At 45.1% G+C, this 25,050-nt stretch carries 24 protein-coding genes; 18 read left to right on the forward strand and 6 right to left on the reverse strand.

Going from position 1 to position 25,050, the window contains the following annotated elements; all coding sequences use genetic code 11:
• Nucleotides 1-28: 28 nt before the first annotated feature.
• Both MHB56_RS25295 and MHB56_RS25300 read left to right on the forward strand, forming a co-directional pair.
• The gene (locus MHB56_RS25295; protein WP_076303044.1) at nucleotides 29-1,633 is read left to right on the forward strand and encodes an extracellular solute-binding protein; all 1,605 of its coding nucleotides are present in this window, start codon (nucleotides 29-31) and stop codon (nucleotides 1,631-1,633) included.
• 22 nt (nucleotides 1,634-1,655) lie between these two features.
• Nucleotides 1,656-4,073, forward strand: coding sequence for a glycoside hydrolase family 31 protein (locus MHB56_RS25300; RefSeq protein ID WP_256717237.1), 2,418 nt, complete (start codon nucleotides 1,656-1,658; stop codon nucleotides 4,071-4,073).
• An 89-nt stretch (nucleotides 4,074-4,162) separates the two neighbouring features.
• Here MHB56_RS25300 and MHB56_RS25305 read toward each other — a convergent pair whose 3' ends face one another.
• Nucleotides 4,163-5,506: a glycoside hydrolase family 30 protein gene (locus MHB56_RS25305; RefSeq protein WP_076130363.1), complete on the reverse strand. Its 1,344-nt coding sequence runs from the start codon at nucleotides 5,504-5,506 to the stop codon at nucleotides 4,163-4,165.
• 133 nt (nucleotides 5,507-5,639) lie between these two features.
• Here MHB56_RS25305 and MHB56_RS25310 point away from each other — a divergent pair, with 133 nt between their 5' ends.
• Complete coding sequence (locus tag MHB56_RS25310) at nucleotides 5,640-6,434, forward strand: AraC family transcriptional regulator (protein WP_076130362.1); 795 nt, start codon at nucleotides 5,640-5,642, stop codon at nucleotides 6,432-6,434.
• A gap of 73 nt (nucleotides 6,435-6,507) precedes the next feature.
• Here MHB56_RS25310 and MHB56_RS25315 read toward each other — a convergent pair whose 3' ends face one another.
• Together MHB56_RS25315 and MHB56_RS25320 are read right to left on the reverse strand one after the other, a co-directional pair.
• Nucleotides 6,508-7,476 carry a glycoside hydrolase family 43 protein gene (locus MHB56_RS25315; RefSeq protein ID WP_076130361.1) on the reverse strand — a complete coding sequence of 323 codons (969 nt, stop codon included), beginning with the start codon at nucleotides 7,474-7,476 and terminating at the stop codon, nucleotides 6,508-6,510.
• Between the two features lie 157 nt (nucleotides 7,477-7,633).
• The gene (locus MHB56_RS25320) at nucleotides 7,634-8,662 is read right to left on the reverse strand and encodes a glycosyltransferase family 4 protein (protein WP_076280900.1); all 1,029 of its coding nucleotides are present in this window, start codon (nucleotides 8,660-8,662) and stop codon (nucleotides 7,634-7,636) included.
• Nucleotides 8,663-8,803: 141 nt separating this feature from the next.
• Here MHB56_RS25320 and MHB56_RS25325 point away from each other — a divergent pair, with 141 nt between their 5' ends.
• Entirely contained in the window at nucleotides 8,804-9,040 is a 237-nt protein-coding gene (locus MHB56_RS25325) for a DUF1572 family protein (protein ID WP_076303043.1), read from the forward strand.
• 63 nt (nucleotides 9,041-9,103) lie between these two features.
• Here the strand turns inward: MHB56_RS25325 and MHB56_RS25330 are convergent, their stop codons facing one another.
• Together MHB56_RS25330 and MHB56_RS25335 are read right to left on the reverse strand one after the other, a co-directional pair.
• Nucleotides 9,104-9,967, reverse strand: coding sequence for a sugar phosphate isomerase/epimerase family protein (locus MHB56_RS25330; protein ID WP_076280898.1), 864 nt, complete (start codon nucleotides 9,965-9,967; stop codon nucleotides 9,104-9,106).
• A gap of 29 nt (nucleotides 9,968-9,996) precedes the next feature.
• Nucleotides 9,997-10,905 (reverse strand): alpha/beta fold hydrolase, encoded by a 909-nt coding sequence (locus tag MHB56_RS25335; protein WP_076309909.1) that lies wholly within the window; start codon nucleotides 10,903-10,905, stop codon nucleotides 9,997-9,999.
• 381 nt (nucleotides 10,906-11,286) lie between these two features.
• Here MHB56_RS25335 and MHB56_RS25340 point away from each other — a divergent pair, with 381 nt between their 5' ends.
• From MHB56_RS25340 to MHB56_RS25385, 10 genes are all read left to right on the forward strand, one after another.
• Nucleotides 11,287-11,787, forward strand: coding sequence for a GNAT family N-acetyltransferase (locus MHB56_RS25340; protein ID WP_076130357.1), 501 nt, complete (start codon nucleotides 11,287-11,289; stop codon nucleotides 11,785-11,787).
• 216 nt (nucleotides 11,788-12,003) lie between these two features.
• Nucleotides 12,004-14,073, forward strand: a complete 2,070-nt coding sequence (locus MHB56_RS25345) for a bifunctional aldolase/short-chain dehydrogenase (protein WP_280752757.1) — start codon at nucleotides 12,004-12,006, stop codon at nucleotides 14,071-14,073.
• A gap of 40 nt (nucleotides 14,074-14,113) precedes the next feature.
• Nucleotides 14,114-14,872 carry a DeoR/GlpR family DNA-binding transcription regulator gene (locus MHB56_RS25350; RefSeq protein WP_036689767.1) on the forward strand — a complete coding sequence of 253 codons (759 nt, stop codon included), beginning with the start codon at nucleotides 14,114-14,116 and terminating at the stop codon, nucleotides 14,870-14,872.
• Between the two features lie 26 nt (nucleotides 14,873-14,898).
• Nucleotides 14,899-15,627 (forward strand): (Fe-S)-binding protein, encoded by a 729-nt coding sequence (locus MHB56_RS25355; RefSeq protein ID WP_036689769.1) that lies wholly within the window; start codon nucleotides 14,899-14,901, stop codon nucleotides 15,625-15,627.
• Nucleotides 15,624-17,177 (forward strand): LutB/LldF family L-lactate oxidation iron-sulfur protein, encoded by a 1,554-nt coding sequence (locus tag MHB56_RS25360; protein WP_341144152.1) that lies wholly within the window; start codon nucleotides 15,624-15,626, stop codon nucleotides 17,175-17,177. Before MHB56_RS25355 ends, MHB56_RS25360 begins: the two co-directional genes overlap by 4 nt.
• Nucleotides 17,170-17,898 (forward strand): LutC/YkgG family protein, encoded by a 729-nt coding sequence (locus tag MHB56_RS25365; protein ID WP_248548013.1) that lies wholly within the window; start codon nucleotides 17,170-17,172, stop codon nucleotides 17,896-17,898. The genes MHB56_RS25360 and MHB56_RS25365 overlap by 8 nt, the downstream gene beginning before the upstream one ends.
• Before the next feature lie 26 nt (nucleotides 17,899-17,924).
• Nucleotides 17,925-19,415, forward strand: coding sequence for a rhamnulokinase (gene rhaB, locus MHB56_RS25370; RefSeq protein ID WP_341144153.1), 1,491 nt, complete (start codon nucleotides 17,925-17,927; stop codon nucleotides 19,413-19,415).
• A gap of 239 nt (nucleotides 19,416-19,654) precedes the next feature.
• On the forward strand, nucleotides 19,655-20,929 hold the full coding sequence (rhaA, locus tag MHB56_RS25375; protein ID WP_312151373.1) for an L-rhamnose isomerase: 1,275 nt from the start codon (nucleotides 19,655-19,657) through the stop codon (nucleotides 20,927-20,929).
• 165 nt (nucleotides 20,930-21,094) lie between these two features.
• The gene (locus MHB56_RS25380; protein ID WP_076130349.1) at nucleotides 21,095-21,733 is read left to right on the forward strand and encodes a Vat family streptogramin A O-acetyltransferase; all 639 of its coding nucleotides are present in this window, start codon (nucleotides 21,095-21,097) and stop codon (nucleotides 21,731-21,733) included.
• Between the two features lie 110 nt (nucleotides 21,734-21,843).
• Nucleotides 21,844-22,221 (forward strand): YkvA family protein, encoded by a 378-nt coding sequence (locus tag MHB56_RS25385; RefSeq protein ID WP_081383451.1) that lies wholly within the window; start codon nucleotides 21,844-21,846, stop codon nucleotides 22,219-22,221.
• A gap of 16 nt (nucleotides 22,222-22,237) precedes the next feature.
• Here the strand turns inward: MHB56_RS25385 and MHB56_RS25390 are convergent, their stop codons facing one another.
• Nucleotides 22,238-22,630: a winged helix-turn-helix transcriptional regulator gene (locus MHB56_RS25390; RefSeq protein ID WP_076130348.1), complete on the reverse strand. Its 393-nt coding sequence runs from the start codon at nucleotides 22,628-22,630 to the stop codon at nucleotides 22,238-22,240.
• A 150-nt stretch (nucleotides 22,631-22,780) separates the two neighbouring features.
• On the opposite strand from MHB56_RS25390, the gene MHB56_RS25395 reads away from it, so the two are divergent.
• The 4 genes from MHB56_RS25395 (at nucleotide 22,781) to MHB56_RS25410 (ending at nucleotide 25,013) form a co-directional block, all read left to right on the forward strand.
• The gene (locus MHB56_RS25395) at nucleotides 22,781-23,455 is read left to right on the forward strand and encodes an NAD(P)H-dependent oxidoreductase (protein ID WP_076130347.1); all 675 of its coding nucleotides are present in this window, start codon (nucleotides 22,781-22,783) and stop codon (nucleotides 23,453-23,455) included.
• A 187-nt stretch (nucleotides 23,456-23,642) separates the two neighbouring features.
• Complete coding sequence (locus MHB56_RS25400) at nucleotides 23,643-24,053, forward strand: CidA/LrgA family holin-like protein (RefSeq protein ID WP_036689778.1); 411 nt, start codon at nucleotides 23,643-23,645, stop codon at nucleotides 24,051-24,053.
• Entirely contained in the window at nucleotides 24,053-24,739 is a 687-nt protein-coding gene (locus MHB56_RS25405; RefSeq protein WP_076130346.1) for an LrgB family protein, read from the forward strand. Before MHB56_RS25400 ends, MHB56_RS25405 begins: the two co-directional genes overlap by 1 nt.
• Nucleotides 24,740-24,833: 94 nt before the next feature.
• Nucleotides 24,834-25,013, forward strand: a complete 180-nt coding sequence (locus MHB56_RS25410; protein ID WP_036689781.1) for a hypothetical protein — start codon at nucleotides 24,834-24,836, stop codon at nucleotides 25,011-25,013.
• The last annotated feature ends 37 nt before the right edge of the window (nucleotides 25,014-25,050 follow it).

Genomic DNA, 25,050 nt, shown 5'->3' on the forward strand with positions numbered 1-25,050 from the left:
ACATTCATTCGTAAGGAGCAAGAACGTTATGAAAAAGCAACAAAAAAACAGGATATATAGAACAATCACCGTCATTCTTTTAGTGACAACGTTGCTTGCTAGCCTTACTGCCTGTAAAGGGAGCAATAGGGTTAATTCTGTTGAACCTGAGACGGGCGAATTTAACAAAGAAGGATTGCCGATAGTGGATAAGCCTGTGACGCTGAAAGTACTCACTGTCCGGTGGGTAAGCATGGGAGATTCTTTTACCGAGAATCAATGGCTCAAGGATTTGGAGAAGAACACGAATGTCAAAATCGAGTGGCAGGTGATGTCCTCCAATGATTGGAGTGAACGGAAGTCTATTATGCTGGCCAGCGGCACACTACCAGATATCATTTTAGGGAGTCAGACCTTTGGAGATGCGGATATCGTCAATAATTTAAGCTTATTTCGGCCGTTAGATGATTATATTGAGCAAAACATGCCTAATCTCAAAGCAGCTATGGAAGAAACACCGGAAATGAAAAAAATCAGCACCTTTCCTGACGGGAAAATCTACTCGCTGCCTGCAAGATTACCCTCACGTCCTAAAAGCTCACGTCAGCCTGTGATTAATAAAACCTGGCTGGACAAATTGGGTTTGAAGGTACCGGATACGATAGACGATCTTTATAACGTGCTAAAAGCATTCAAAGAACAAGATCCGAATGGAAACGGAAAACAGGATGAGATTCCTTTTATCGAATTAAGTAATGATCTAATCAGTCCCTTCGGAATTGCAGATTTGAATAATAACTTCATGGTGGTCAAGGACGGAAATGCGGTTTATTACCCGATTTCAGAGGAATACAAAGAAGGGCTCAAATGGGAGAGCAAATTGTTTAAAGACGGATTACTTGATAAAGAAGTATTCACTCAAGACGAAACGATGAGATCGGCAAAGTTTCTAAATCCGGATGCCCCAATCGTAGGCTTCTCTTATCAGTGGACGCCAGACGCTATGTTTGGCAAATGGAGTGATCAATATGTGACCATTCCGCCAATTGCTGGACCAGACGGGAAGCGCTACACCGTTGGGAACCCGTATGGGATGAATCTGGAACGCAACGAGCTGTTGATCACCACATCCTGCAAGTATCCAGAAATTGCAGCACGCTGGGCGGATCAGTTCTATACCAATGAAGCCAGCATTCAGAATTTCTGGGGTGCCATTGGAACGGTGATTAAGAAAAATGACAACGGTACGTATACATTGATGGACCCTCCAACCGGCACCAGTGCGGATGCTTGGTATTGGGAACAGTCACTCCGGGATTTTGGGCCGAAATATGTAAGCCCAGCTTTTGAAAAGACCATCTTTCTAAATCCTAAAACCGGAGATGGACTGAAGCTACAACTCGATAAGCTGGGAAGTGACTACACAACACCACCTTTCCCCAACGTAATGTACACTGCAGAAGAGTTTCAGGAGCTGCCGACCTTGACCACCGATATTGATAGTTACGTCAATACAATGCGTGCTCAATTTATAATCTCAGGTGTTATTGACGAGCAGTGGGATGACTATGTGAAGCAGCTACGGGGGATGGGCCTCGAAAAGATGGTGAAAATTCGGACAGATGCTTTCAGCCGTTATATGGGCGTTGAATAACAAGAAATGAGGTTTTTACTTGATGGGAAATATAATGAAAGAGCCAACCCCTTTGGCGGCCCAATTAAAGCTGCATTCTGAACCAGGCAGTAATGCTGACGCGATTATTCAGGGGGAGTGCTATCGGTTCACTGTCTTAACTCCGGAGCTTATCCGGATGGAATATAGTGAGGAAGGTTTTTTCGAAGATCGGGCGTCGCAGACCGTTGTGAATCGCAATTTCCCGGTTCCAGAGTTCCGCGTAATGGATCTGGGGAATAAACTTGAGTTGATTACGGAGCGCCTGCATTTAACTTATGACAAGCAGCCTTTCTCCCGGCATGGTCTCAATGTTCGGGTGAGAAACGAAGCGGGTCACCTAATGAGTGTCTGGAATTATGGAGATACAGTCCAAGATTTGGGAGGGACTGCACGTACCCTGGATAATGCAGATGGTGCCATTTCGCTGGAGCACGGACTACTTTCACGTGCGGGGTATACGTTAATTGATGATAGCACCTCCCTAGTACTGGAAGAGGATGGACGGGTCGAGCTACGGGCGTTGGCTGGCCTCGATGTTTATTTTTTTGGATACGGTCATGATTATTTGCACTGCTTGAAGGATTTCTATCACCTTTGCGGTCGTACGCCCCTATTGCCACGTTATGCCCTTGGCAACTGGTGGAGCCGTTATTACCGATATTCAGAAGAAGAATACAAAGCGTTAATGGAGCGGTTTGAGCTCGAGCGAATTCCGTTCTCCGTCGCTGTTATAGATATGGATTGGCATCTCGTCGATATTGATCCGCAGTACGGCAGTGGCTGGACGGGTTATACCTGGAACCGGGAACTGTTTCCGGAGCCTCAAAGATTTTTGGCATGGCTGCATGAAAAAGGCCTTCGAGTAACGCTCAACGTACATCCAGCAGACGGTGTACGGGCGTTTGAAGATCCTTATCTGGCCATTGCTGCAGAGATGGGGATGGACCCGGAAAAAGGGGATGCTGTGGAATTTGATATCACGGATCCGAATTTTTTGCGGGCATACTTTAAGTTTCTGCATCATCCGCTAGAGGATGAAGGTGTGGACTTCTGGTGGATTGATTGGCAGCAGGGTGGAGTGACTAAAGTACCGGGACTAGATCCGCTTTGGATGCTGAACCATTATCACTATCTGGATAGCGGCCGGCGCGGCAACCGGCAGATTACTTTTTCCCGTTATGCAGGTCTTGGCAGCCATCGTTATCCTGTGGGCTTCTCTGGAGATACCATTGTCACTTGGGAGTCGCTGGATTTCCAGCCATACTTCACAGCCAACGCCGCCAACGTGGGATATGGTTGGTGGAGCCATGATATCGGGGGCCATATGAATGGTTATTTAGACGATGAGTTGGCAATGCGCTGGGTGCAATTCGGTGTGTTTTCACCTATTCTGCGGTTACATAGTTCTGCTAGTGCCTTTAACAGCAAGGAGCCATGGCGATTCAATAAGATTGCGGAAGATGTGATGAAGGATTGCCTGCGCTTGCGGCATAGTTTACTTCCCTATCTGTACACTATGAATCGCTACGCCAGCCGCGATAGTCTTCCGTTAATCCGACCGATGTATTATCATCATGCGTTGTCGAATGAAGCCTATGAAGTGCCCAATGAATATTATTTCGGAACGGAACTTATTGCCTGTCCGATTACACAGCCGGTCAACCCAAAGGTAGGCGTTGCCGAATTTAAGGCTTGGTTACCTGAAGGGATTTGGATAGATTTTTTTAACGGAAGAGTGTACGACGGTGGCAGAAAGCTTTCTCTTTATCGCAATCTTGAGAATATCCCTGTATTAGCTAAAGCGGGTGCTATTGTGCCCATGGCAGATCTGACGCAATTTACCTCTTCAGTGGATAATCCGAGGCATATGGAGGTCCGTGTATTTGCGGGAGGAAGGGGTCATTTTCATCTCTGGGAGGATGAGGGCGATACTGCGGAGGATCAGGACGATCAATGGTGTGATACAGAAATGATCCTGGAAATGGGGGATAGAGCGAGCTTCAAGATCCTCTCTGCTAAGGGAAATACAAAGGTTGTGCCTGAGCGGAGATCGTGGAAGCTGTCCTTTGTTGGTTTTGCTGATACGAAGGTACAGGTATTCGCTGGCGGCACAGAAATCGAAGCAAACATGGACTATGATGAGGCTACACATACGCTTACGATCATGATTTCGGATCAAGCGGTAGAGCATTCATTGGAGGTAACGTTCACAGATGCCCGGATTGCGGTGAATTCGGTAGATGATGAGGTGTTCAGCCTTCTGAACCGTGCGCAAATTCTTTTCCAATTGAAAGAACAAATTTACCATGTAGTCAAAGCAGCAGTAACGCCGATGGCAGCCCTGGCTTCTCTTGCCTCGTTGGATCTTGAACATACACTGTATGGAGCGTTATGCGAAATACTGTCGGCAAGACTTTAAGCACTATTTCATTGAATTTAATAAAAAAGGAGGTTCTCTCTGTGCGCTGGCATAAAGAGAACCTTTTTTTTATTAGGAATGAACCGCTGCTACTTAATTAGCAGGGTTTGAATGGCATGAGCCGGAATCATGTTCTCAGCCAGTTCGTCATGGAAGCGCAGGGTGAATGGAAGCTCTTGCTCTGTGCGATTCATAACGATAACAGCAATAGTGCCATCAGGGTTGCGGAAAGCTGTTGTTTCAAGCTTATCTGTATATTTGGAGAAACCAATGCGTTTAGCACCCGGACGAATATATTTACTGAAGTGCCCGATGTAATAGAAAGAGCTCTCAAAAGTAATTTCATCGTTTTTGGTATCTCCGATAATTGGAGCGTCACAGTAATTTCCTACATGATTAGGTCCACCTTGCTCATCCAAGACAATGTTCCAGTCTGTCCAGCTCGACATCCAGTTGTTCAGATTGCCAATGATATCATGTCCGTAACGTTCACCGGTGTTCCATGAGCCGAGATGAACGCCACCTTCTTGGCAGCCTTCGCTGAAGAACAGCTTTTTATCTGGGAAACGATCATGTACAGCAGAGAGGGCTTCGAAGTGATCACCGGAATACCAATGGAAGCAGATTCCCCATATGTATTTGGACGCTGCTTGATCTTCAAAAGCAACCTTAGCACGGTCATATACCCGTTCTTTGTTATGATCCCAGATCATAACTTTTACATGGCCCAAGCCCGCTTGTTCCAGAGCAGGTCCCAAGTAGTCACGCACAAAATCCTTTTCTTCTTCAGCGGTATACAGGCAGGAATCCCATCTTTGTACAGCTTTGGCTTCATTCTGAACACTGACAGCCCAGATATCAATCCCTTCTGCAGCGTACGCCTCAATATATTTAACGAACATGTTAGCCCAAGCCTCACGATATTCAGGCTTAAGAGCTCCGCCTCCGTTCATTTGCCCGTTTGTCTTCATGAACGCTGGAGGACTCCATGGGGAAGAGAACAGACGAAAATCTTCACCTACTGCTGCGGCAGCATTTTTTATGAGGGGGATAATTGATTCGTGATCTCTGGAAATATCGAATGAACGTAGCTCCGCATCGCCTTCCTCTACATAAGCATAGTTGCCCAGTGAGAAGTCGCAGCTTTGGATGTGTGAGCGGCAAAGGGTGTATCCGATGCCGTGCTCAGGATGAAAATAAGCGTCAATGATTTCTTTTTGTTTAGCTTCACTAAGTTTAGCGATAGTAACGGCAGAGGACTCCGTAAGGGCTCCACCAAAGCCTTCAATTTCTTGATACTCCAGATCATCATAGATATTGATTAGCTCTGATTCGACTCCTGACGTATCGGGAAGGAAAATCAGAGGGTCCTTTTCTGTTAAACGATCCGTGGTTTCTTTAGCGGTTTGAATGACGCGAATAGTTTTACTCATAATGGTTGATAACCTCCTACATATGAATTCTGTCTTTATTATAGAAGGAGATTCACTGCACTTTGAAGAAACTATATGGCTAAGAACCTCAACAATCTGGTCATTGATTACTATAGAAAGAGGAGCAAATGCGATGGAAACAAACAGCGTTCAAATTAGTTTGTGTGGATTTATCCGCCATACTCAGCCTTTTCGGCAACTATATCGCAGTGGGTTGGATACCTATATCATCAGGCTGCAAGCCGAAGGGGAATGTGAAGTCCTCATTGATGGAGAAATGACTACCGTAGTACCTGGGGATCTACTATTATTTAAGCCCTATGATATATATGATCTGAGAATCGGTGAAAAGAAAAGTCCTCTGGGACATAGTGTGGACTATTTTGTAATGTGTACAGGGGAATGGGTGGACCACTGGTGGAACCTGCGTGAGCGACCCAAAAAGGTAAGAATTGCGGATGATGGTAAGCTGCAAAGTATATGGCAACAGCTTGATCTGGAGAATAGAAGACTAGACGGGGGTAGCCCTGAAATACTAGAAGCGCTATTTAAAGCTTTATGTTTGCTGTTAGATCGGGCTATGGAAGAGGCACCTGCATCATCTTCGGCTTCACTTCTACACGGACTTAAGATGAAGAGTTATGTGGAGGAGCATGCTACTTCAGAGATCAGACTAAAGGACGTAGCCGCTCATGCTGGAATTAGTGTGACAAGGGCCGTGCATGTATTCAAAATCCAATTCGGTTATTCTATTATGCAATATGCGGGGCAAATCCGGCTTGCGATGGCACTGAGATTAATGGACAATACCAATTACACCTTAGAGCGTATAGCAGAGGAGACGGGGTTTGGAAGTTATACCTATTTTCACAGGGTGTTTCGGGAGCGTTATGGTGTCTCGCCAGGTATTTATCGAAAGAGAGAGTAGAAGGTTTAGCAGTAAAAAGAAGCTGCCCCATAAATCACAGAATAGGGCTTAGGGGCAACTCCTCGATTAGACGTTAATTATAGTAAGGCCAGCCAGCAGAATCCCATTCGAGATCACTGATTAACAATTTGGGTGCGCCATTCTCAGCGACACTGTAAGCATGGCGGACGATAACGTTGGTTCCGTATATATCTTGTCCACCAGGACCCGCCCAAAAACTGTTGCCGCTATCGATGACCGTAGCCCCGCCATTTTTCATATCGGTACCGTCCTTTGCATAGAAAGGCCCCAGTACGCTGGTTGAGCGTCCCACTGCAATTTTATAGGTGCTGTTTACGCCTGAGCAGCATTGGCCAATGGATACGAATAGATAATAATATCCAGTATTTGGATTGTAAACCATGCTGGAACCTTCAATCCCCCCGGATTTAGTGGCAATGCGATACGAGTTGCCCGTTGGCTTCATGGTTGTTTTGTTGATGGAGGTAATGTAAATCCCGTTGCTCCAGGAACCGAAGGTCATCCATAGGTTTCCGTTAGCATCTGCCGTAATGTTAGGATCAATGGCGTTATAATTGGAGGCGTCATTTGATGAGATAACGACACCTTGGTCCGTCCATTTTCCCCCGGAGATCGATTTAGTAGTTACTAAACCAATAGCAGACACTCTTGAGCCGAATGTGGAGATAGAATAATAGAGGTAATAGGTACCGTTATAGTAGAAAATTTCTGGAGCCCATACATCTAGCCCTTCTTGATTGGGAACGTAAGAGCTCCACCAGGAGGGTTTCGAGTTATAAATCGGAAGGGAGCGAATATAGTTCGTTCCATCGTTTGAAAACATCACTTGGAGACCTGATCCCGTGCTGAATACCCAATGTGTGTTTCCCTCTTTGATATATGAAGGGTCGTGTACATTGGTATCTCCAGTCAGATTCCAGGTTGCTGCATAAGCTTGCGATCCTGCTGAAAAAACAGTTGTAAAAAGCATTAAAAAAGACAACAATAACAACCGATAACCTTGCCTACCTTTTTTCGCCATATTCCTTCTCCTTTTAGTTTAGATTTCCCTAAAGTGTTTCATTATTTTGCAATTGATAACGCTTACATAATATCTTGTATTATTTCTCTAGTCAATGATTCTTTTGGATCAATAAAAAAGCAAATCTCGGCCACCGGAGACTTGCTTTTTTATATTTTTATAATAAATCTGTGATCGCTTGTTCAAATAATCTGACACTATTTTCCCAAGTCCATTTGCGCGAATATCTTTCCCCCTGCTCCGCTAATTTAGTTCTTAAGTTGGGATCACGTATTAAGCGGATGACATCTTCACCGAGCCGGTTCTCATATCGATAAGAGAGCAAACAGTTTTTCTTGTGATGGGCGTATTCCATATTCCCGCCCGAATATACACAGACTAACGCTGCTCCACAACGCATGGCCTCAAGTCCCGGTAAAGAGCCTGTATCAAAAATACTTGAGCTAACAAAAATATCCGCACCGTTATAGTGATAGCAGAGCTCCTCATCATTTGCTGGCGTAAAGAACCGATATTTGCCAGTAGCTTTCATTCTTTGGAGAATTTCTGAGGTGTTGAACTCGTCAGGCGGACTGATGAAGTTAATATTTACATCGGGATATTGGCTTTTTACGTAATCCAGCTGTTCTATAAGATAATCTTGCTCACGGTGCCAGGAGAAACCTCGTTCTGTTTTTCTTAATATAGCTGTTATGTTTAAAGGCTCTTGAAGACTGTGACGGATATTCATATTTTTAAAAGAGGAGCTAATGCCAATGGGCACGATACTGCCGGTGATGCCATGATTTAAACGGATCAGCTCCTGTTGCCAACGTGATAAAACGATTAGATGCTCAGTGATGTGATAGGAGGGGAAGGAGCGTCCGTTATCCGGTAAAAAAGGTGGCTCATAACATAAAGATAAACGTACATGAACCCCTTTTCCTTGTTGGCTTGCTGCTTGGGCGATGGGGACAGTTGTAAAATAATTAGAAACAATGACGTCTCCGGGAGGAAAGTCATGCTCGTGAATATTCATATGTGAGGAGCGGATTACGTTTGCGCGCACATCATAAGAAATAGCGCCATCCACAGGCAAAAGGAGATTGACCTGATGACCCAAGTCTGTCAGCCCATTGGTGAGCTCTACTAGCATACGTTGTGCTCCGCCATGAGATAAGGTCAGAATAGGGAATGTGAATCGCATTGATAATCCCGTCCCTTCCAAGTTAGAGCTATAATATGAAAAAATATGATTCAATCGTTCCTTTTTTTATTTTATTCAGCTCCTATAGAAAAGTACCATTTATCAAGTTTATAAACAAAAGGAGAAGGAAGAGGGGGGAGTATGAGGGAAGAAAGCCGTTCGGTGGTGGGCAATTTGACGAAGGCTGATCTAGAACGGGAGGTCACCATTAGTTTCCCTGAGGGGGCTGGAATGGAGAATTATACTTGGAGTATTCAAAAGATTATGATCGGAGCGGCAGAGCATTATTCCTATCATACAGGTCAAATCGTATATGCCTCTAAATTGCTGCAGAAAGAGGATGATCATCTGCTCAATAACTGGAAGCATTATTTTTGAGCATAGATAAAGCTGGGGATAGATGCGCAGCTGCTGCTAACACCTATCCTCAGAAATGGATTTTTATTGTGTTATAGGTGCAAGCTTCTTCAGTAAAGCAACGGTTTCATTAACCTCCAGATCCTTGATATCTTCTAATGACACATCGATCATTGGCTTATATTCTTGGAGTTTGCGCAGGAAAGCCTCGGTATGGAATACTCCGCTGCCTGCTTTTCCGTGGTATGCTTTTTCACCATCTTGATAGATATCTTTTAAATGCGCCAGAATGATACGGTCGCCGAATAATCTAAAGGAATCATCGACAATTTGATCCTGCAAATGCGCAGCCGTGCCAATAAAATTACAAGGGTCCAATACAACACCTATACAGCTTGATGGGACTTCATCTAAGATGCGGCGCATCTTGTCTGGTGTAGAAAGTGTATGTGTGCAGACCCCTTCTAGTCCTAGAAAAACGCCCCATTTTTCGGCTTCCTCTGCAAGTTCTTCTACAGTTGCCCTTAACGTATCCCAGCCGATAGCTTCGTAATGGATCGGATCTTGTGCTTGAAAAGTAGTCAGCGCACCTGTTTCTGTTGCCACCATAGGTGCGCCGAATTGGCGGGCATAACGAAGATGCTCTTTAAAACGATTGATCTCAGCTCTCCGGATGACAGGATCCGGATGAACAGGGTTGATGTAACAGCCCAAAACACCGATACGTATTCCTGCTTTGTCAAATTGTTCGCCAATATAGCTGGCAAGACCTGGACTTAGTTTACCGGTAGAAGTGTCGATGTCCTGAATGGCTTTGGATAATGCAAGCTGAACAAAATCGATATCATAATTCTGAAGGGTTGCAGTTAACGACTTGAGCGGCAGGCAGCCAAATGTGTGGGCTAGAGTTCCGTATCTGATGAGTAACCTCTCCTTTAATAGAGTAATGAGTAATAACCTTCATAATAGTAACGCTTTCATAAGGATGCAAGTGATTTATCATTATCGCGGGTCAGGAAATTGATGATTTCAGTGTTGACTCTATCCGGTTGCTCATGATTAATGCCGTGTCCCGCACGGGGAATCACTTGGTAATGAAACTTTCCATCCTCTAAAATATCTATGAAATCCTTTGATTGTTTTAACGCGTGTTCTCCTACTAAAAAATAAAGCTTATCTCTGACGGCAACTGCGGCGTTTTTATCATATTTTTGAAGCTTATGAACAAACATAGCTTGCTGATTATGAGCTCGCATTAAAAGAATTAGATGAGCAGCTACTTCTGGGTGATTGTTAAATAAAGGGGAGTCAGGCGCACTTAACTTCTTCAGCACTTTCAGTAAATTGCGATCCGTGGGAATCAGAATCTCTGGGAACATCATCATTAGCGTTTGCAGCATGGCTTTGATGGGTGTGGTGACCATTCCGCCTTCCAAACAAATCACACGGTTCACTTTGTCCGGTTGCTTGGTTGCATAATTAAAAGCAATATAGGCTCCATTTGACACCCCTGCAATATTAAAGATGTCTATGCTCAGATGTTTGGCTATTTCATTAATCCATTCCACCTGCTCAAACTTTTGTTTATTAAAGTGCGCATTAGGAATGCTTTTTCCGGGTCCGCCCAGAGTATCAATAGCAACGCAGTAAAAATGCCGCGATAATTCCTCGATGTTAAGGAGCCACATGACCGCCGAGTTATCACCAACGCCATGAAACAGAAATAAAGGGGGATTACTCTTTTGCCCGGTAAGGATACAATGCGTCAGCCCATATGTGGTTGGGAGATCGAGCTCTTCAAGAGGAATAGGCCACTGATCAACTAGCTGTTGGTAGGATTGCCACACTCGTTCTTGCACCTTGGCATTCTTAAAGCTATTTACCATCACAAACCTCCTTAGTGAAAATACAACATCTGTATCTTATTCCAATAAGTATACTACGAGAGTGCGGAAGGAGGAGCGCGCAATAGGAACATTCCTGTGAAAAGAGGGGTGCAGACCAGATAAGTGTATTTCATACAACTAAATTGCTACTTTACTCTCACTACGGTGAAATAGATGTACTTCGTACAACTATTTCTCTCGTATTTAGCTGATTCAGCTAAATTGGGCGAAGTTAATTGCACAAAGTACACTTAACACATTAGGCGTGAGCATTGAAGATCATTTTAGTTGTAGAATGTGCAATTAAATAATGCATGCCGGTCTCTTTTGCGGTAAATTTTGATAGGGAAGTTATTAATAACGTTCTAGGTGGGGATGATTATGCTCGTTGAGCTAAAGGAAGCTAGTGTTTCAGATGGACGCGATATTTTTGAGCTGATTGTGGAGATAGGTCCGGGGGAAAATGGATTCGTCAATAACGGATTTGATCTGGCTTACAGTCAATTTCCTGATTTCATCCGGGATCGGATAGCACTTTCACAAGGTGATAATCTTCCGCCACAGTATGTAGCACAAACCAACTACTGGCTACTGATTGACGCTTATCCTGTTGGTGTCGGAAAACTAAGACATTCCTTAAATGATCAATTGAGGAAGTCCGGTGGACACATCGGTTATAGTATCAGACCCAGTGAAAGAGGAAAGGGTTATGGCACGATTTTTTTGGCAGAGCTGTTAAAAAAAGCTGCGGACATGGGGATTGATAAGGTCATGCTGACTTGTGAGCCGGATAATATATCTTCGAGAAAGGTTATTGAAGCGAACAAAGGAATACTACATGGCATTGAGAATGAAAAATGTAACTACTGGATCACCCTTTAAGCTGGTGTGAAAAATAGGGGAGGAGTTGCCAAGAGGCAGCTCTTTTTTGTTATTCGCGATGTTATTGTAGTTCATCCAATGGAGATTCGTCTAAAATGTGAAAAAAATTTAAAATTTTGTTGAAAGCGCTCTATTCAAACACAAACAAATAGTTTAAAATCAAAACAAACAAAAATAAACAAAAAAACAAACATTCAAAAACGGAGGTATTCACAAATGGTACAAAACTTATGGGATTCATCTCGGAAAACGAAATTAAACGGGGGATTGGATGCATTAGTGTTCCGCTCTAATCTGCTGGGCGAAGATCGCAGAGTCTGTAACTTTGGCGGAGGGAATACATCCAGCAAAACGATAGAATTGGATTTTCGCGGGCGTGAGGTAGAAGTAATGTGGGTGAAGGGCAGCGGCTCTGACCTTGCTACGATGAAAGCAGGCAACTTTACCGGACTAAGGCTTCAGGATATTGCCCCGTTATTTGAACGTGATGAAATGCCAGATGAAGAGATGGTAGCTTATCTCGCAAATTGTATGATTGATCCTAAACATCCGCGTGCTTCTATCGAAACGTTACTGCATGCATTTTTACCTTTCAAGCATGTGGATCATACGCATCCAGATGCCATTATCAGTTTATGCTGCGCTCATAACGGTAAGGAAATTGCCCGTGAGATTTATGGGGATCGTTTCGTATGGGTGCCATACATCCGTCCAGGCTTCACTTTATCCAAAATGATTGCCGAAGGTGTGCTCGCAAACCCGAAAGCTGAATTAGTGCTGATGGAGAAACACGGTCTCGTGACTTGGGGGGATACACCTGAATCTTGTTATGCCAAAACAATCTCCATAATTAACGAAGCGGAAAGTTATATTGAAGAAAGAATTGAAGATCAGAACCTATTTGGCGGCCGCAAATCAGAAGCACTTCCAGAAGCAGAGCGGCGGGCTGTAGCGGCGGCAGTGATGCCACTGATCAGAGGCGCGGTCAGCGATGAGCGTAAAATGATTTTGACCTTCGACGATGCGGAGGATGTGCTGCGTTTTGTAGGAGGGGCTGACTCGGAGAAGTTATCCGGTGTAGGCGCAGCTTGTCCAGATCATTTGGTACATACCAAAATGAAGCCGCTTTTTGTTGCGTGGGAGCCAAATACCAATGATATCGATGGCTTGAAGGCGAAGCTGAGCGAAGCGATTAGCGATTATAAGGAGCAGTACAAAGCGTACTTCGACCGTAATAAACATGAAGGCGATGTAATGTTCGAGGCTGCGCCACGTGTGATCCTGATCCCTGGCGTGGGCATGATCAACACAGGTAAAAGCTGGAGCAATTCTAAGATCAGCGGAGCCTTGTATCACCGGGCGATTGCTGTTATGCGCGGAGCTACTGCGCTGGGAGATTTCGTCTCTCTAAGTGAGAATGAATCGTACAATGTGGAATATTGGCCCCTGGAATTATATAAATTATCATTGGCTCCGGCAGAAGCGGAGTTCTCCCGTAAAGTTGCCTTTATTACAGGTGGTGCCGGGGGAATTGGGAGTGAGACGGCTCGTCGTTTAGTATCAGAAGGAGCGCATGTTGTATTGGCAGATCTCAATCTGGAGGGTGCACAAAAAGTAGCGGAAGAGATTAACGCTAAGTTTGGTGAAAATCGTGCATTCGCCGTTAAAATGGACGTAACTCAGGAAGAGCAGGTAACCGCAGCTTATGCGGAGACAGCCCTTTTTTATGGCGGGGTCGATATTATTGTTAATAATGCTGGGCTTGCAACCTCCAGTCCGTTTGATGAGACTTCATTGAAAGAGTGGAATTTGAATATTTCTGTGCTGGGCACAGGATATTTTCTCGTTGCACGCGAAGCTTTTAAAGTGATGAAGGAGCAAAAAATCGGAGGCAGCATGGTATTCATCGGCTCCAAAAATTCTATTTTTGCAGGTAAAAGCGTCTCGGCTTACAGTTCTGCCAAGGCGCTCGAAGCCCATCTGGCCCGCTGCATAGCAGCTGAAGGTGGAGAGTTTGGCATCCGTGCCAATACGATTCTGCCCGATGCAATTCTACAAGGATCAGCTATCTGGAATTCGAACTGGCGTAATGAACGGGCGGCTGCTTACGGGATTGAGCCGGATCAATTAGAGGAGCATTACCGTAAACGCACGACGCTGCTAGTTAATATTTATCCACGTGATATTGCCGAAGGCGTTGCTTTTTTTGCTTCTTCCAAGTCAGAGAAAACTACGGGTTGTATGCTGACAATCGATGGTGGAGTGCCAGCAGCTTTTACTAGATAAGAGGTAGCTTGAATATAGATAGGGATAACGGAGGGAAATCATGCTGATTGCAGACAGATATGAACGAATCGTAGAACTAGTGAATGAACGCGGCAGTATCCGTGTCTCAGAATTGAGTACATTATGCCAAGTGACGGAAGAAACCATTCGCCGCGATCTGGATCGATTGGAAAAAGCGGGGCGGCTGCTGCGTTCGCATGGCGGAGCAGTTAGCCTGCGTGACCGGCAACCGGAGACCCCTTATGCTGAACGAGAAATCATGAATGCAGCGGAGAAACAGCGGATTGCCCGTGAGGCGGTAATGATGATTAAGCCGGGCGATCGGATTCTACTGGATGCCAGTACAACGGCTTGGTATATGGCTTCGCATTTGCCGGATATGCCGCTCACTGTGTTGACCAATTCTACTAGAGTGGCAGCAGAGTTAAGCGGGAAGGAGCGGATCGAGGTCTTTTCTACAGGCGGGCAACTGAGCCGCAGATCAATGTCCTATGTTGGTCATTTAGCAGAACGTTCGCTTGAATTGTATCACGTGGATAAAATGTTTTTTTCCTGCAAAGGATTTCATCTCGAACGTGGCGCTAGTGAATCAAATGAGCTGCAAGCTATGGTGAAACGAAAGATGATTTCTATTGCGGAGCAAGTGATCTTATTATGCGATTCCAGTAAATTCGGAATTCAAGCGTTCACACATTTTGCGGCTCCTAGTGATGTGGATGTTCTAATAACGGATTACAGCCCTGTTGAAGAACAAATGAAGCAGTTGCAGAAGCTGAACATCGCAATAACGACGGTGTAGTAAATAGTTGTGCAGGAGGTGAAGGCATGAAGGTATCGATGTTTATAACTTGCGTCAGCGATGCCGTGTTCCCGAAGGTCGGGGAAGCCATGGCTCGTCTGCTGGCCAGATATGGCGTACAGCTGGAGTTCCCGGAGGTGCAGACCTGCTGCGGACAGCCTGCGTACAACAGTGGATATTGGAATGAAGCGCGGCAAGCTGCACTTACGATTCTGCAGGCCTTCGATGACAGTGATTTTGTCATTGCACCTTCCGGATCCTGTACGGGGATGCTTCATCATTACCCTAAGCTGTTTCAGGATGATCCGGTTAATCTGGTCAAGGCGCAGAATTTGCAACGTAAATCCTATGAATTCAGCCAGTTTATGGTGCAGGTGCTTGGCGTAACTGATCTAGGAGCAGTGTTTCCGCATAAGGTTACCTATCATCCTTCCTGTCATGGCACAAGGATTCTAGGGATTCGCGACGAACCTATGCAGCTTATGCAAAATGTGAAGGCGATGGAGCTGGTACCACTGCCTTTTGCTGAGGACTGCTGTGGGTTTGGTGGAACCTTTGCCGTGAAAATGTCTGATATCTCCGGGGCGATGGTCACTGAGAAATCAGATCATGTGCTGGAGACGGAAGCAGAAATCCTAACGGGTCTGGATATGGGTTGTCTGATGAATATTGCCGGGAATCTGCGTTACCGCCGCGAACCCGTTCGAGTTATGCATTTAGCAGAACTACTGTATGAGGGGGTGACTGATAAATGAGTCAAACCACCACCAATCTAACGGCGAAATCAGAGAACGGGAAGCCAGCAACAGTAAAAGAGCGTGCAGACTTGGCACTGAATAATGACTTTTTACGCAAGGCTGTTCGTTTTACCACGGAGAGGCTGCGTGATGGAAAACAAAAAGCGGCTAACGATCACGGTCACTGGGAAGAGTGGCGTGAACGTGGGCGGCAAATCCGTCTACACACGATCGCCCATCTTGATTACTATTTGAATCTTTTTGCAGACAAGGCAAGAGCAAACGGCACACATATTCATTTTGCAGCAACGGGTGAAGAGGCTGTGAAGATTGCCGTTGAAATCGCGCAGCGAAAACAGGCAGCTTCTGTGGTCAAATCCAAATCAATGGTTACTGAGGAGCTGCATTTAAATAAGGCGCTGGAATCCATTGGTGTGGAGACCATAGAGACGGATCTGGGGGAGTATATTATCCAGCTTGCCGGGGAAACCCCGTCACATATCATTATTCCGGCGATTCATAAGAACCGCTACCAGATTGCCGAGCTGTTGTCCAAAGAGGCAGGGGAGGAGCTTTTGCCTGAAACTACTATTCTTGCTGGATTTGTACGGCGAAAGCTGAGAGAGAAGTTCCTTGATGCGGATATCGGAATGACTGGCTGTAACTTTGCTATTGCAGAGACGGGTTCGATGGTGCTGTTCGAGAATGAAGGCAACGCTCGTATGGTCACCACTTTACCGAAAACACAAATTACCCTGATGGGGATGGAGCGGATTATTCCTTCGTGGAGTGATCTTGAAGTGATGGCTACATTATTGCCTCGTTCGGCAACAGGGCAGAAGTTAACGGTATATATGTCGGGGATTTCGGGTCCCCGCAGAACCAACGATGGTGATGGGCCGGAAGAGCAGCATATTATTATTCTTGATAATGGCCGATCTGAGCAGCTAGGCGATCCTGAGTTTCAGGAGCTGCTGAATTGCATCCGCTGTGGAGCTTGTCTGAATGCTTGTCCTGTCTACCGTCATATTGGCGGTCATGCATATGGGGGAACGTATAGCGGACCTATAGGAGCGGTGTTGACCCCGGCGTTGAATAAAAATGTAGATCAATGGGATGACATCGCCTCAGCCTCTAGCCTATGCGGAGCATGTTATGAAGCCTGTCCGGTCAAAATTCCTCTGCATGATATGCTCATCTATTTACGGCGGCGGAAGGTTGAACGTGGTTATGGGGATAAGGCAGAAGGTCTCGGCATGAAGGGTTTTGGGGCGATTATGGCGAAGTCACAGCGATTTAGTAATGTGATGAAGGTAGGTAGAATCGGGCAAAAGCTGCTCGTGCGAGACGGAGGAATTCCGTCGAAACTGGGGCCGCTGAAAGGCTGGAACAATTATCGGATCGCCCCGAAGCTGGCAGATCAATCCTTCCGTGAGAGCTGGAAGGGGCTGCAACAGGAGCTAGACAAGAACAGTCGCGAAATGGACCCGGCGATACAGAAGCGAATGGAAGATTTACTAGCGAAGCGGAAGCGGGAAGAGCTGGAAGGAGGGGCTGGACATGACTGAAGAGACGCACAGTAACTGGTTGGAACGTATGGAGCAGGATTCACGTGAAAAGCAGCAGACATTCATGAATGATATCGCTCGCCGCCTGAAGCGGCCGAGAATTACTGAAGCTCCTGCACATCCTTTTCGCGGCGCACCGCAGTATTGGCAGCAATTCCAGTGGAGTCCGGAGGAAAGGATTGAACAATTTACGGCGAATTTTCAAAGCGCCGGTGGTCATGTATTTCGTGTGAAGGATATGGATGAAGCCAAAGCTTTCATCGTCAGCAAAGTCAATGAGATGCTCGCACGGTATATTCTCCGGCAAAATGTCACCGAGCTAGCAGCACTTCGACTAGAGGAGGAACTCACTGATACACGGGTGTCTGTCTGGAATACAGATGATCAGGAGGCATGGAAAGCTAGGGCGGCCGAGGCTGATATTGGAATTGTGATTGCGGATTATGCAGTTGCCTATACAGGCTCCATTACTGTGCTGTCCTCTGAGAATAAAGGCCGTTCAGTCAGCTTATTACCTACCGCATTAGTTGCCATCGTTCCATTGGAGCGGCTGAAGACTCGTCTCGGTGAGGTGCTTATTGATTTTGATGAAGCTGGGCCATCGGGGCTGCCGGCGGGCATCCATTTTATCTCCGGACCTAGCCGTTCAGCGGATATTGAGAATGATCTGACGATAGGCGTGCATGGTCCAGGAATCGTATTCGCTTTGCTAGTAGGCTGATAGGAGATAAGGAGTGTTGTATAGGGATGAATACACAAGCTCATAATCAAATTCAGAATCATATTGCTGTTGATATCGGAGCCTCTAGTGGGAGAGTGGTCTGTGGAACCTTGCAGCAGCCGGGAAGAACCCTGTCTATAGAAGAAATTCATCGCTTCAGTAATGGATTCGCTGAACAAAATGGTAATCTATATTGGGATATAGATTATTTAGTTGCTGAAATCGTCAAGGGCTTACAGCAGGCCAAGGCTAGAGGGATCGAGCGCTGCACCGTGGGCATCGATACTTGGGGTGTCGATTATGTACTTCTCGATCAGGAGGGAGCGCGGATCCATGAGGTTTTTTCTTATCGTGACTCCCGAACGGATGGAGCGATAGAGAGGCTGCATCGTAACATCTCAACTGAAAGCGTTTACGGAAAAGTGGGGATACAATATCTCCCGATAAATACGTTGTATCAACTGTTTGTGCATGATCAGGCGGAGCTGGAAGCAGCACATTCCATCCTGCTGGTCCCTGATTATCTTTATTATCGGCTTACGGGTCGCAAGATTAGTGAAGTGACGATAGGTTCCACCTCTGGGATGCTGAATCTTCACACTCGTGATTACGATGAGGATCTTCTGTCGGTGCTTGGTATTTCAAAAGAGCAATTCCCTCCCTTAACAGAACCTGGGGAACCCGTTGGGAGGTTGACGGAGGACTTGGCGGCTCGCGGTGATCTTCCAGATTGCGAGTTCATAGCAGTAGCCTCTCATGATACAGCATCAGCTGTATTAGGGGTTCCGGCAAACAGCGAGAAATGGGGATTTCTCAGTAGTGGTACTTGGTCACTCATCGGGGTGGAACGGGGTTCAGCCATCACAAGTCCAGAGGCTATGTTACGCAACTATACGAATGAATGGGGAGCCTACGGCTCATTCCGGTTTCTTAAAAACATTATGGGCATGTGGTTGATTCAAAAGGTTCGTGAGGAGTACGGCGGACAATACAGCTTCGGCGAGCTGGTAGAGCTGGCAGCACAAGAAATCCCCTTTAGATCGATCATTTATTGCAATGATGAACGATTTATGAATCCACAGAGCATGATTGACGAGATCCGCAGCTATTGTGTGGAAGCAGGACAGCTGGTCCCTCAAACGCCTGGGGAAATAGCTCGATGTGTTTTTGATAGTCTTGCTTTATCTTATTATTTCTACATTCAGGATCTCCAGCAATTGACGGGTGACAACTTAGAGAGGTTGCATATCGTTGGCGGAGGTGCGAATAACGGTCTGTTGTGCCAGATTACGGCAGATCTGCTGGAGATGGAAATTCACGCCGGACCAACAGAATCTACGGCTTTAGGCAATCTGGTTGTGCAGATGATCAGCACGGGTGCTGTAACTGATCTTCAAGAGGCGAGAGAAATTATAAGTCGTTCATTCCAAGTAACATCTTATATACCGAAGGGGATGGACCCCACGACCAAAGAAGCGGCTTTGGCACAGTTCGCCCGGCTACAGGTCGTTAATTAGTAGCTAAGTTTAGTGGAAAACGAGCGAAAGAGAGGCAAAAGTGCCTCTCATCGAGCGCAATACGCGGAACACGAGCTAAAGAGAGGCAAAAGTGCCTCTCATCGTGCGGCGTATGCGGAAAGTGAGCTAAAGAGAGGCAAAAGTGCCTCACATCGAGCGCGATACGCGGAAAACGAGCCAAAGAGAGGCAGAAATGCCTCACCTAAAACACACTAAGCTAAAAATCAGGAGGCTCAAACATGGAGCAGAGTAAAGAGAGCTTACAGAGCATTCAGAACAGCTACAATGAAGCGAAAAAGCTTTACGCACAGCATGGGATCGACGTAGATAAAGTGTTGGAGCAGCTAGCGGAAATTAAGATTTCTTTGCATTGTTGGCAAGGTGATGATGTGAAGGGTTTTTTGAATAAGGAAAAAGAACTGAGCGGCGGGATCGCAGTCACCGGAAGTTACCCGGGGCGGGCCGGGAATCCGGAGGAGCTGCGCCGGGATTTGGAACAGGCCCTTGCACTCATCCCAGGGCAACATAAAATAAATTTACATGCTATTTATGCGGATACAGAAGAGACTGTAGATCTCGACGCGTTAGAGCCTAAGCATTTTGAGCGATGGGTGAGCTGGGCCAAAGAGCAGGGACTCGGATTGGATTTCAATCCTACCTGTTTTTCTCATGAAAAAGCAAACGATGGCTTCACACTGAGTCACCCAGATCCTGAAATCCGCAACTTCTGGATCGCTCATTGCAAGGCCTCACGTCGAATCGCCGAGTCCTTTGGCCAAGTATTAGGTCAGCCTTGTGTCACTAATTTTTGGGTTCCAGATGGTTATAAAGATACGCCGATCGACCGCTTGTCACCAAGGGTACGGCTTCAGCAGTCACTCGATGAAATCTTCAGCGAGGAAATCGATCAGCAATATAACATTGATGCTGTAGAAAGTAAGCTGTTTGGTATTGGTTCGGAAAGTTACGTGGTTGGCTCACATGAATTCTATATGGGTTATGCGCTAAGCCGGGGCAAGGCGGTGTGCTTCGATGCTGGGCATTTCCATCCAACCGAGACGATTTCGAATAAGCTGTCTTCCTGGCTGCTGTTTGGGGATCAATTACTGCTGCATGTTAGCCGTCCAGTACGCTGGGATAGTGATCATGTGGTAACTATGGACGATGAGCTGCTCGAGATTGCCCGTGAACTGGTTCGTGGTCAGTTTCTGGACAGAACGCATATTGGATTAGATTTTTTTGATGGAAGTATCAATCATGTTGCTGCTTGGGTGATCGGAACACGAAATACATTAAAAGCTTTGCTTCGTGCCATGCTGGAGCCAATCGAGCAATTGAAGCAAATTGAGCTGGATGGAGATTACACTTCAAGGCTTGCCTTGGTCGAGGAATTTAAATCGTATCCGTTTGGAGCCATTTGGGATTATTATTGTGCGAAGAATGGCGTACCGGTCCGGGAAAGCTGGCTAAATGAAGTGAAACAGTATGAGGCTGAGGTTTTATCGAAAAGATAGAGGTAGAAGTAGAAGTGAAGTAGAACGAACTTTAACAATATAAGTAGATAAAAGATAGGCGGTTACCGGCAGGTAGCCGCTTTTTTATGTTTATGAATCGTACATGATTTGAATTCAGCTCTGATCTCTGCTATGTTTTATCCAAAAGAGAGCGAGGCGCAAACTATGAAACAATATGGACCGAACCCGAATACGCTCTATCCCAATGAACAAATTAAAAGTATCTGCTATATAAAAAATGCGATTACAAGAGACAATATCATTGTTGGCGATTATACCTATTATGATGATATAAACGGTGCAGAGAAGTTTGAGGAACGTGTGACTCATCATTATGATTTTATTGGCGATAAGCTTATTATTGGAAAATTCTGCGCGATTGCCAAAGGCATTGAATTTGTCATGAATGGTGCCAACCACCGGATGAATTCGGTTTCGACCTATCCGTTTAATATCATGGCCCATGGCTGGGAACAGGCGGTCCCGGATTTAAAAGATCTGCCGCTAAAAGGTGATACAGTCATCGGAAACGATGTTTGGATTGGACAAAATGTTACGGTTATGCCAGGTGTGCATATTGGAAACGGAGCAGTTATCGCAGCCAATTCTACAGTTGTAAAGGATATTCCGGCGTATAGTGTAGCTGGAGGAAATCCCTGCAAAGTGATCAGACAACGTTTTGATGATGAAATGATCGAATATCTTGAAGCGCTGAAGTGGTGGGATTGGGATGCTGAGCGAATCTTTAAGAATCTTGAAGTGTTATGCAGCAGCGATTTAACGAAAATCAAAGCGATCAATTAATCGTAAGTAGGTTCAGGATACGGACTTTAGTTTATCTTAAAGATATAAACCTCAATTGAGGGAATACTTTAGGTATGTACGTCATATGAACCTTTCGGAGGGAACCGGCAATGAAGAAGGATAAGGTCAAGAATAGCATGGAGCTCACTGCAGAGGAATTTCCATATAGCAAAGAAAATGAGGAAATGGTAACGCAAAATTTTTGGACGAAAACTAAAAAGTTCGCAGGCAAAATTCCATTTACTAAAGATGCTATCGCAATGTATTATTGTGCCGTCGACGCTAAAACACCTTTATGGGCGAAAGGAATTGCTTTCGGTGCATTGGCTTATTTTATTTCTCCTATAGATGCTATACCCGATGCGATTCTAGGCCTTGGATTTACAGATGATGCAGCGATTATCGCAGCAGGCATTAAAGCGATATCCGGTCAGGTAACCAACGAACATAAGGAAAAAGCTGCAGCGTTTTTTAATGGGGAAAAATAAAAGGTGCAGCATTGAGCTACACCGTAATATCTGTACCTTCAGGACAGCTTTCTGCGGAAAGCTGTTTTGTTTTGTACACCTCGCCCCAATCTTTCATGAGTTTAATAATAGGAATCAGTGTCTTGCCGAATTCAGTTAAAGAGTATTCGACTTTTGGGGGAACCTGATGGTAGACCTCACGGTGTACAACCCCATCCTCTTCCAACTCTCTTAGTTGCAGGGTCAGCATACGTTGGGTAATGCCCGGGCAGATCCGGCGGAATTCGTTAAAACGTTTCGTGCCATCAATCAAGTGATAGATGAGAATTCCTTTCCATTTGCCTCCTATAACGTCCAGTGTGAATTCTACAGGGCAAGCTTCTTTGTTGCTTTCCGGGAAATTTCCGAAGCCACCTTTTCGGTCACGCATAGCTGTTCAACTCCCATGGTATCATTTTGTATACTACATAACATTATTGTGCGTACTTTTAAAGAAGTGATATATACACTAATATTAAGCATGTGATCGGCAAACAGTCAAATGCTCGTCGATGCTAATCAAGTAAAGGGAGTGTTACTCATGGATACTTTATCGTTAAACAAGAATGAAATCCTGTCTGCATATCAGTTCAGACATGCAACTAAAGAATTCGATAGCCATAAAAAAATTAGTGAATCGGACTTTCAATTTATTCTGGAAACTGGACGATTGTCACCAAGTTCATTCGGATTCGAGCCTTGGCGTTTTGTGGTAGTACAAAGTCCGGAAGTACGTGAAAAATTACGTCCTTATGCCTGGGGCGCACAAAAGCAATTGGCAACCGCAAGCCATTTTGTGCTTATTCTCTCACGTCTTCCTAAAGATATGGCTGCTGACTCCGATTATATTAAAGGGATCATGGAGAATGTGCAGGAGTTGCCTCCGCAAGGAATGGAAGGAAAACGTAAAGTTTTTGATAAGTTTTTGAAGGTTGATTTCGGACTGATGGAGAATGAGCGGGCAATGTTCGAATGGAGCTGCCGGCAGACTTATCTGGCGCTTGGGAATATGCTGACTTCAGCTGCGTTAATCGGGATCGACTCCTGCCCAATGGAAGGTTTTGATAAAGCTAAGGTTGAGCAGATTCTGGAAGAAGAAGGGATTTTGGACGCTGAGCATTTTGGAATCTCCTGTATGGCAGCTTTTGGATATCGCCTGAATGAACCACGTGGTAAGACGCGTCAAGGTGCAGAGCAAGTAATTCAGTGGGTTTAACGAAATTGAATCTTAATCTTTGAGCCTGTAAAGTCTCTGTATTCTGGGGATTTTGCAGGTTTTTTTGCGATATTTCTTATAAGATTCAAAAATTAATTGAAAGTTTCATGAAAACTCTGATACCCTTATGAAGGTGACTCCATATTAGCGCTATCGCTTTAACTTAATAATGAAGGGATCCTGCATCATGAAAATCATTCGCATTATTATCCAAGTGTTCCTGCTATATTTGTTCTACTTGGCTGGGGACTATCTGCAAAAGCAACTGCATCTCCCCGTTTCCGGGAGTATCGTAGGATTACTGTTACTTTTTGTTCTATTGTTATTCAGGGTCGTGCCTGTGAAGTGGATTGAAGAGGGTGCTACAACGATATTAGCTTATCTTCCGTTATTTTTTATTCCAGCGACAGCTGGGATCGTGAATCATATGGATATCTTTAGTGGTAGAGGTTTACTATTAATCCTAATCCTTATCGTTAGCAGTGTTCTCACGATTGCCGCAGCTGCACATTCTAGCCAATGGCTTACTAGCGTAAACAACAAGCTGAAAGCGGGATGGAGCGGCAAGAGACTAAGCGAAAAGGGGAAGGAAATATAATGTTTTTTATCGCAACAGGTATTGTACTGCTTAACGTAGCTATTTATTTGATGATGTCAGTAGTATATAGACGATTTCGTATTCCTGTACTTATTCCCGCGCTTACAGCAACAGTGATTGTTGTAACTTTACTACTATATTTTCATATTCCGTATGATACATATATGATAGGCGGCAAATGGATTAATCAGCTGCTCGGTCCTGCTGTAGTATCGTTAGCCTACCCATTATATAAACAACGTAATGTGTTGATTGAGAATCTCCCGGCAATTCTGGGCGGAGCCATTGTAGGTCTGCTTATAGGGATGTTTAGTGGACTGCTTTTGGCGGCAGGTCTAGGCTTCTCTAAATTATATGTTTTATCTTTATTACCTAAATCGATCACTACACCTGTAGCGATACAGATCTCGAACAGCTTAGGTGGGGACTCTTCTTTAACCTCTGTATTTGTTATGATTGCTGGATTTACAGGTGCGATTGGCGGACCTTTTATCATCAAACTGTTTAGAATTCGTAGTGAGGTTGGAATCGGAATTGGTCTAGGAACCGCTTCACATGCTCTAGGAACAGCAAAGGCCTTGGAATATGGTGAACAATCCGTTTCGATGAGCTCGGTTGCGATGACTGTTTGCGCCGTAGTTGGCTCTTGTATCGGCCCACTTGTAGCGTGGATGATGTACCCTTAAATTATTCTTTTAATTGGACTATGTTTGCAAAACACTCCATCGGGTAACTATAACTAAGGAACAAAAAAAGCAAAGCACCTGAGGAGGATTTCACATGTCCGATCACACACAAGATGAAGCGGAAATCCGCAACAAGGAAAATAAAGAAGGCGATTCATTAGCTGAAATTAAGAAGATGGAGAACGGTGTAGACATCGAGCCAGAGGCAGATGAGTGGGTAGCCAAACCTGCTGAATCCTCACACCCAGATCCGCTTCCGGATAATTTGGAGTAAATGATTCGGAAGACAGGCTGTCCTTTAGGGGACAGTC

The sequence above is a fragment of the Paenibacillus sp. FSL H8-0315 genome (assembly GCF_038005365.1).
In the GTDB taxonomy this organism is placed as follows: domain Bacteria; phylum Bacillota; class Bacilli; order Paenibacillales; family Paenibacillaceae; genus Paenibacillus_AQ; species Paenibacillus_AQ odorifer.

Excerpts from the sequence above, each read along its gene's own strand:
- MHB56_RS25295 (WP_076303044.1), top strand. The coding sequence starts at position 29 with ATGAAAAAGCAACAAAAAAACAGGATATATAGAACAATCACCGTCATT.
- MHB56_RS25300 (WP_256717237.1), top strand. The coding sequence starts at position 1,656 with ATGGGAAATATAATGAAAGAGCCAACCCCTTTGGCGGCCCAATTAAAG.
- MHB56_RS25305 (WP_076130363.1), bottom strand. The coding sequence starts at position 5,506 with ATGAGTAAAACTATTCGCGTCATTCAAACCGCTAAAGAAACCACGGAT.
- MHB56_RS25310 (WP_076130362.1), top strand. The coding sequence starts at position 5,640 with ATGGAAACAAACAGCGTTCAAATTAGTTTGTGTGGATTTATCCGCCAT.
- MHB56_RS25315 (WP_076130361.1), bottom strand. The coding sequence starts at position 7,476 with ATGGCGAAAAAAGGTAGGCAAGGTTATCGGTTGTTATTGTTGTCTTTT.
- MHB56_RS25320 (WP_076280900.1), bottom strand. The coding sequence starts at position 8,662 with ATGCGATTCACATTCCCTATTCTGACCTTATCTCATGGCGGAGCACAA.
- MHB56_RS25325 (WP_076303043.1), top strand. The coding sequence starts at position 8,804 with ATGAGGGAAGAAAGCCGTTCGGTGGTGGGCAATTTGACGAAGGCTGAT.
- MHB56_RS25335 (WP_076309909.1), bottom strand. The coding sequence starts at position 10,905 with ATGGTAAATAGCTTTAAGAATGCCAAGGTGCAAGAACGAGTGTGGCAA.
- MHB56_RS25340 (WP_076130357.1), top strand. The coding sequence starts at position 11,287 with ATGCTCGTTGAGCTAAAGGAAGCTAGTGTTTCAGATGGACGCGATATT.
- MHB56_RS25345 (WP_280752757.1), top strand. The coding sequence starts at position 12,004 with ATGGTACAAAACTTATGGGATTCATCTCGGAAAACGAAATTAAACGGG.
- MHB56_RS25350 (WP_036689767.1), top strand. The coding sequence starts at position 14,114 with ATGCTGATTGCAGACAGATATGAACGAATCGTAGAACTAGTGAATGAA.
- MHB56_RS25355 (WP_036689769.1), top strand. The coding sequence starts at position 14,899 with ATGAAGGTATCGATGTTTATAACTTGCGTCAGCGATGCCGTGTTCCCG.
- MHB56_RS25360 (WP_341144152.1), top strand. The coding sequence starts at position 15,624 with ATGAGTCAAACCACCACCAATCTAACGGCGAAATCAGAGAACGGGAAG.
- MHB56_RS25365 (WP_248548013.1), top strand. The coding sequence starts at position 17,170 with ATGACTGAAGAGACGCACAGTAACTGGTTGGAACGTATGGAGCAGGAT.
- rhaB (WP_341144153.1), top strand. The coding sequence starts at position 17,925 with ATGAATACACAAGCTCATAATCAAATTCAGAATCATATTGCTGTTGAT.
- rhaA (WP_312151373.1), top strand. The coding sequence starts at position 19,655 with ATGGAGCAGAGTAAAGAGAGCTTACAGAGCATTCAGAACAGCTACAAT.
- MHB56_RS25380 (WP_076130349.1), top strand. The coding sequence starts at position 21,095 with ATGAAACAATATGGACCGAACCCGAATACGCTCTATCCCAATGAACAA.
- MHB56_RS25385 (WP_081383451.1), top strand. The coding sequence starts at position 21,844 with ATGAAGAAGGATAAGGTCAAGAATAGCATGGAGCTCACTGCAGAGGAA.
- MHB56_RS25390 (WP_076130348.1), bottom strand. The coding sequence starts at position 22,630 with ATGCGTGACCGAAAAGGTGGCTTCGGAAATTTCCCGGAAAGCAACAAA.
- MHB56_RS25395 (WP_076130347.1), top strand. The coding sequence starts at position 22,781 with ATGGATACTTTATCGTTAAACAAGAATGAAATCCTGTCTGCATATCAG.
- MHB56_RS25400 (WP_036689778.1), top strand. The coding sequence starts at position 23,643 with ATGAAAATCATTCGCATTATTATCCAAGTGTTCCTGCTATATTTGTTC.
- MHB56_RS25405 (WP_076130346.1), top strand. The coding sequence starts at position 24,053 with ATGTTTTTTATCGCAACAGGTATTGTACTGCTTAACGTAGCTATTTAT.
- MHB56_RS25410 (WP_036689781.1), top strand. The coding sequence starts at position 24,834 with ATGTCCGATCACACACAAGATGAAGCGGAAATCCGCAACAAGGAAAAT.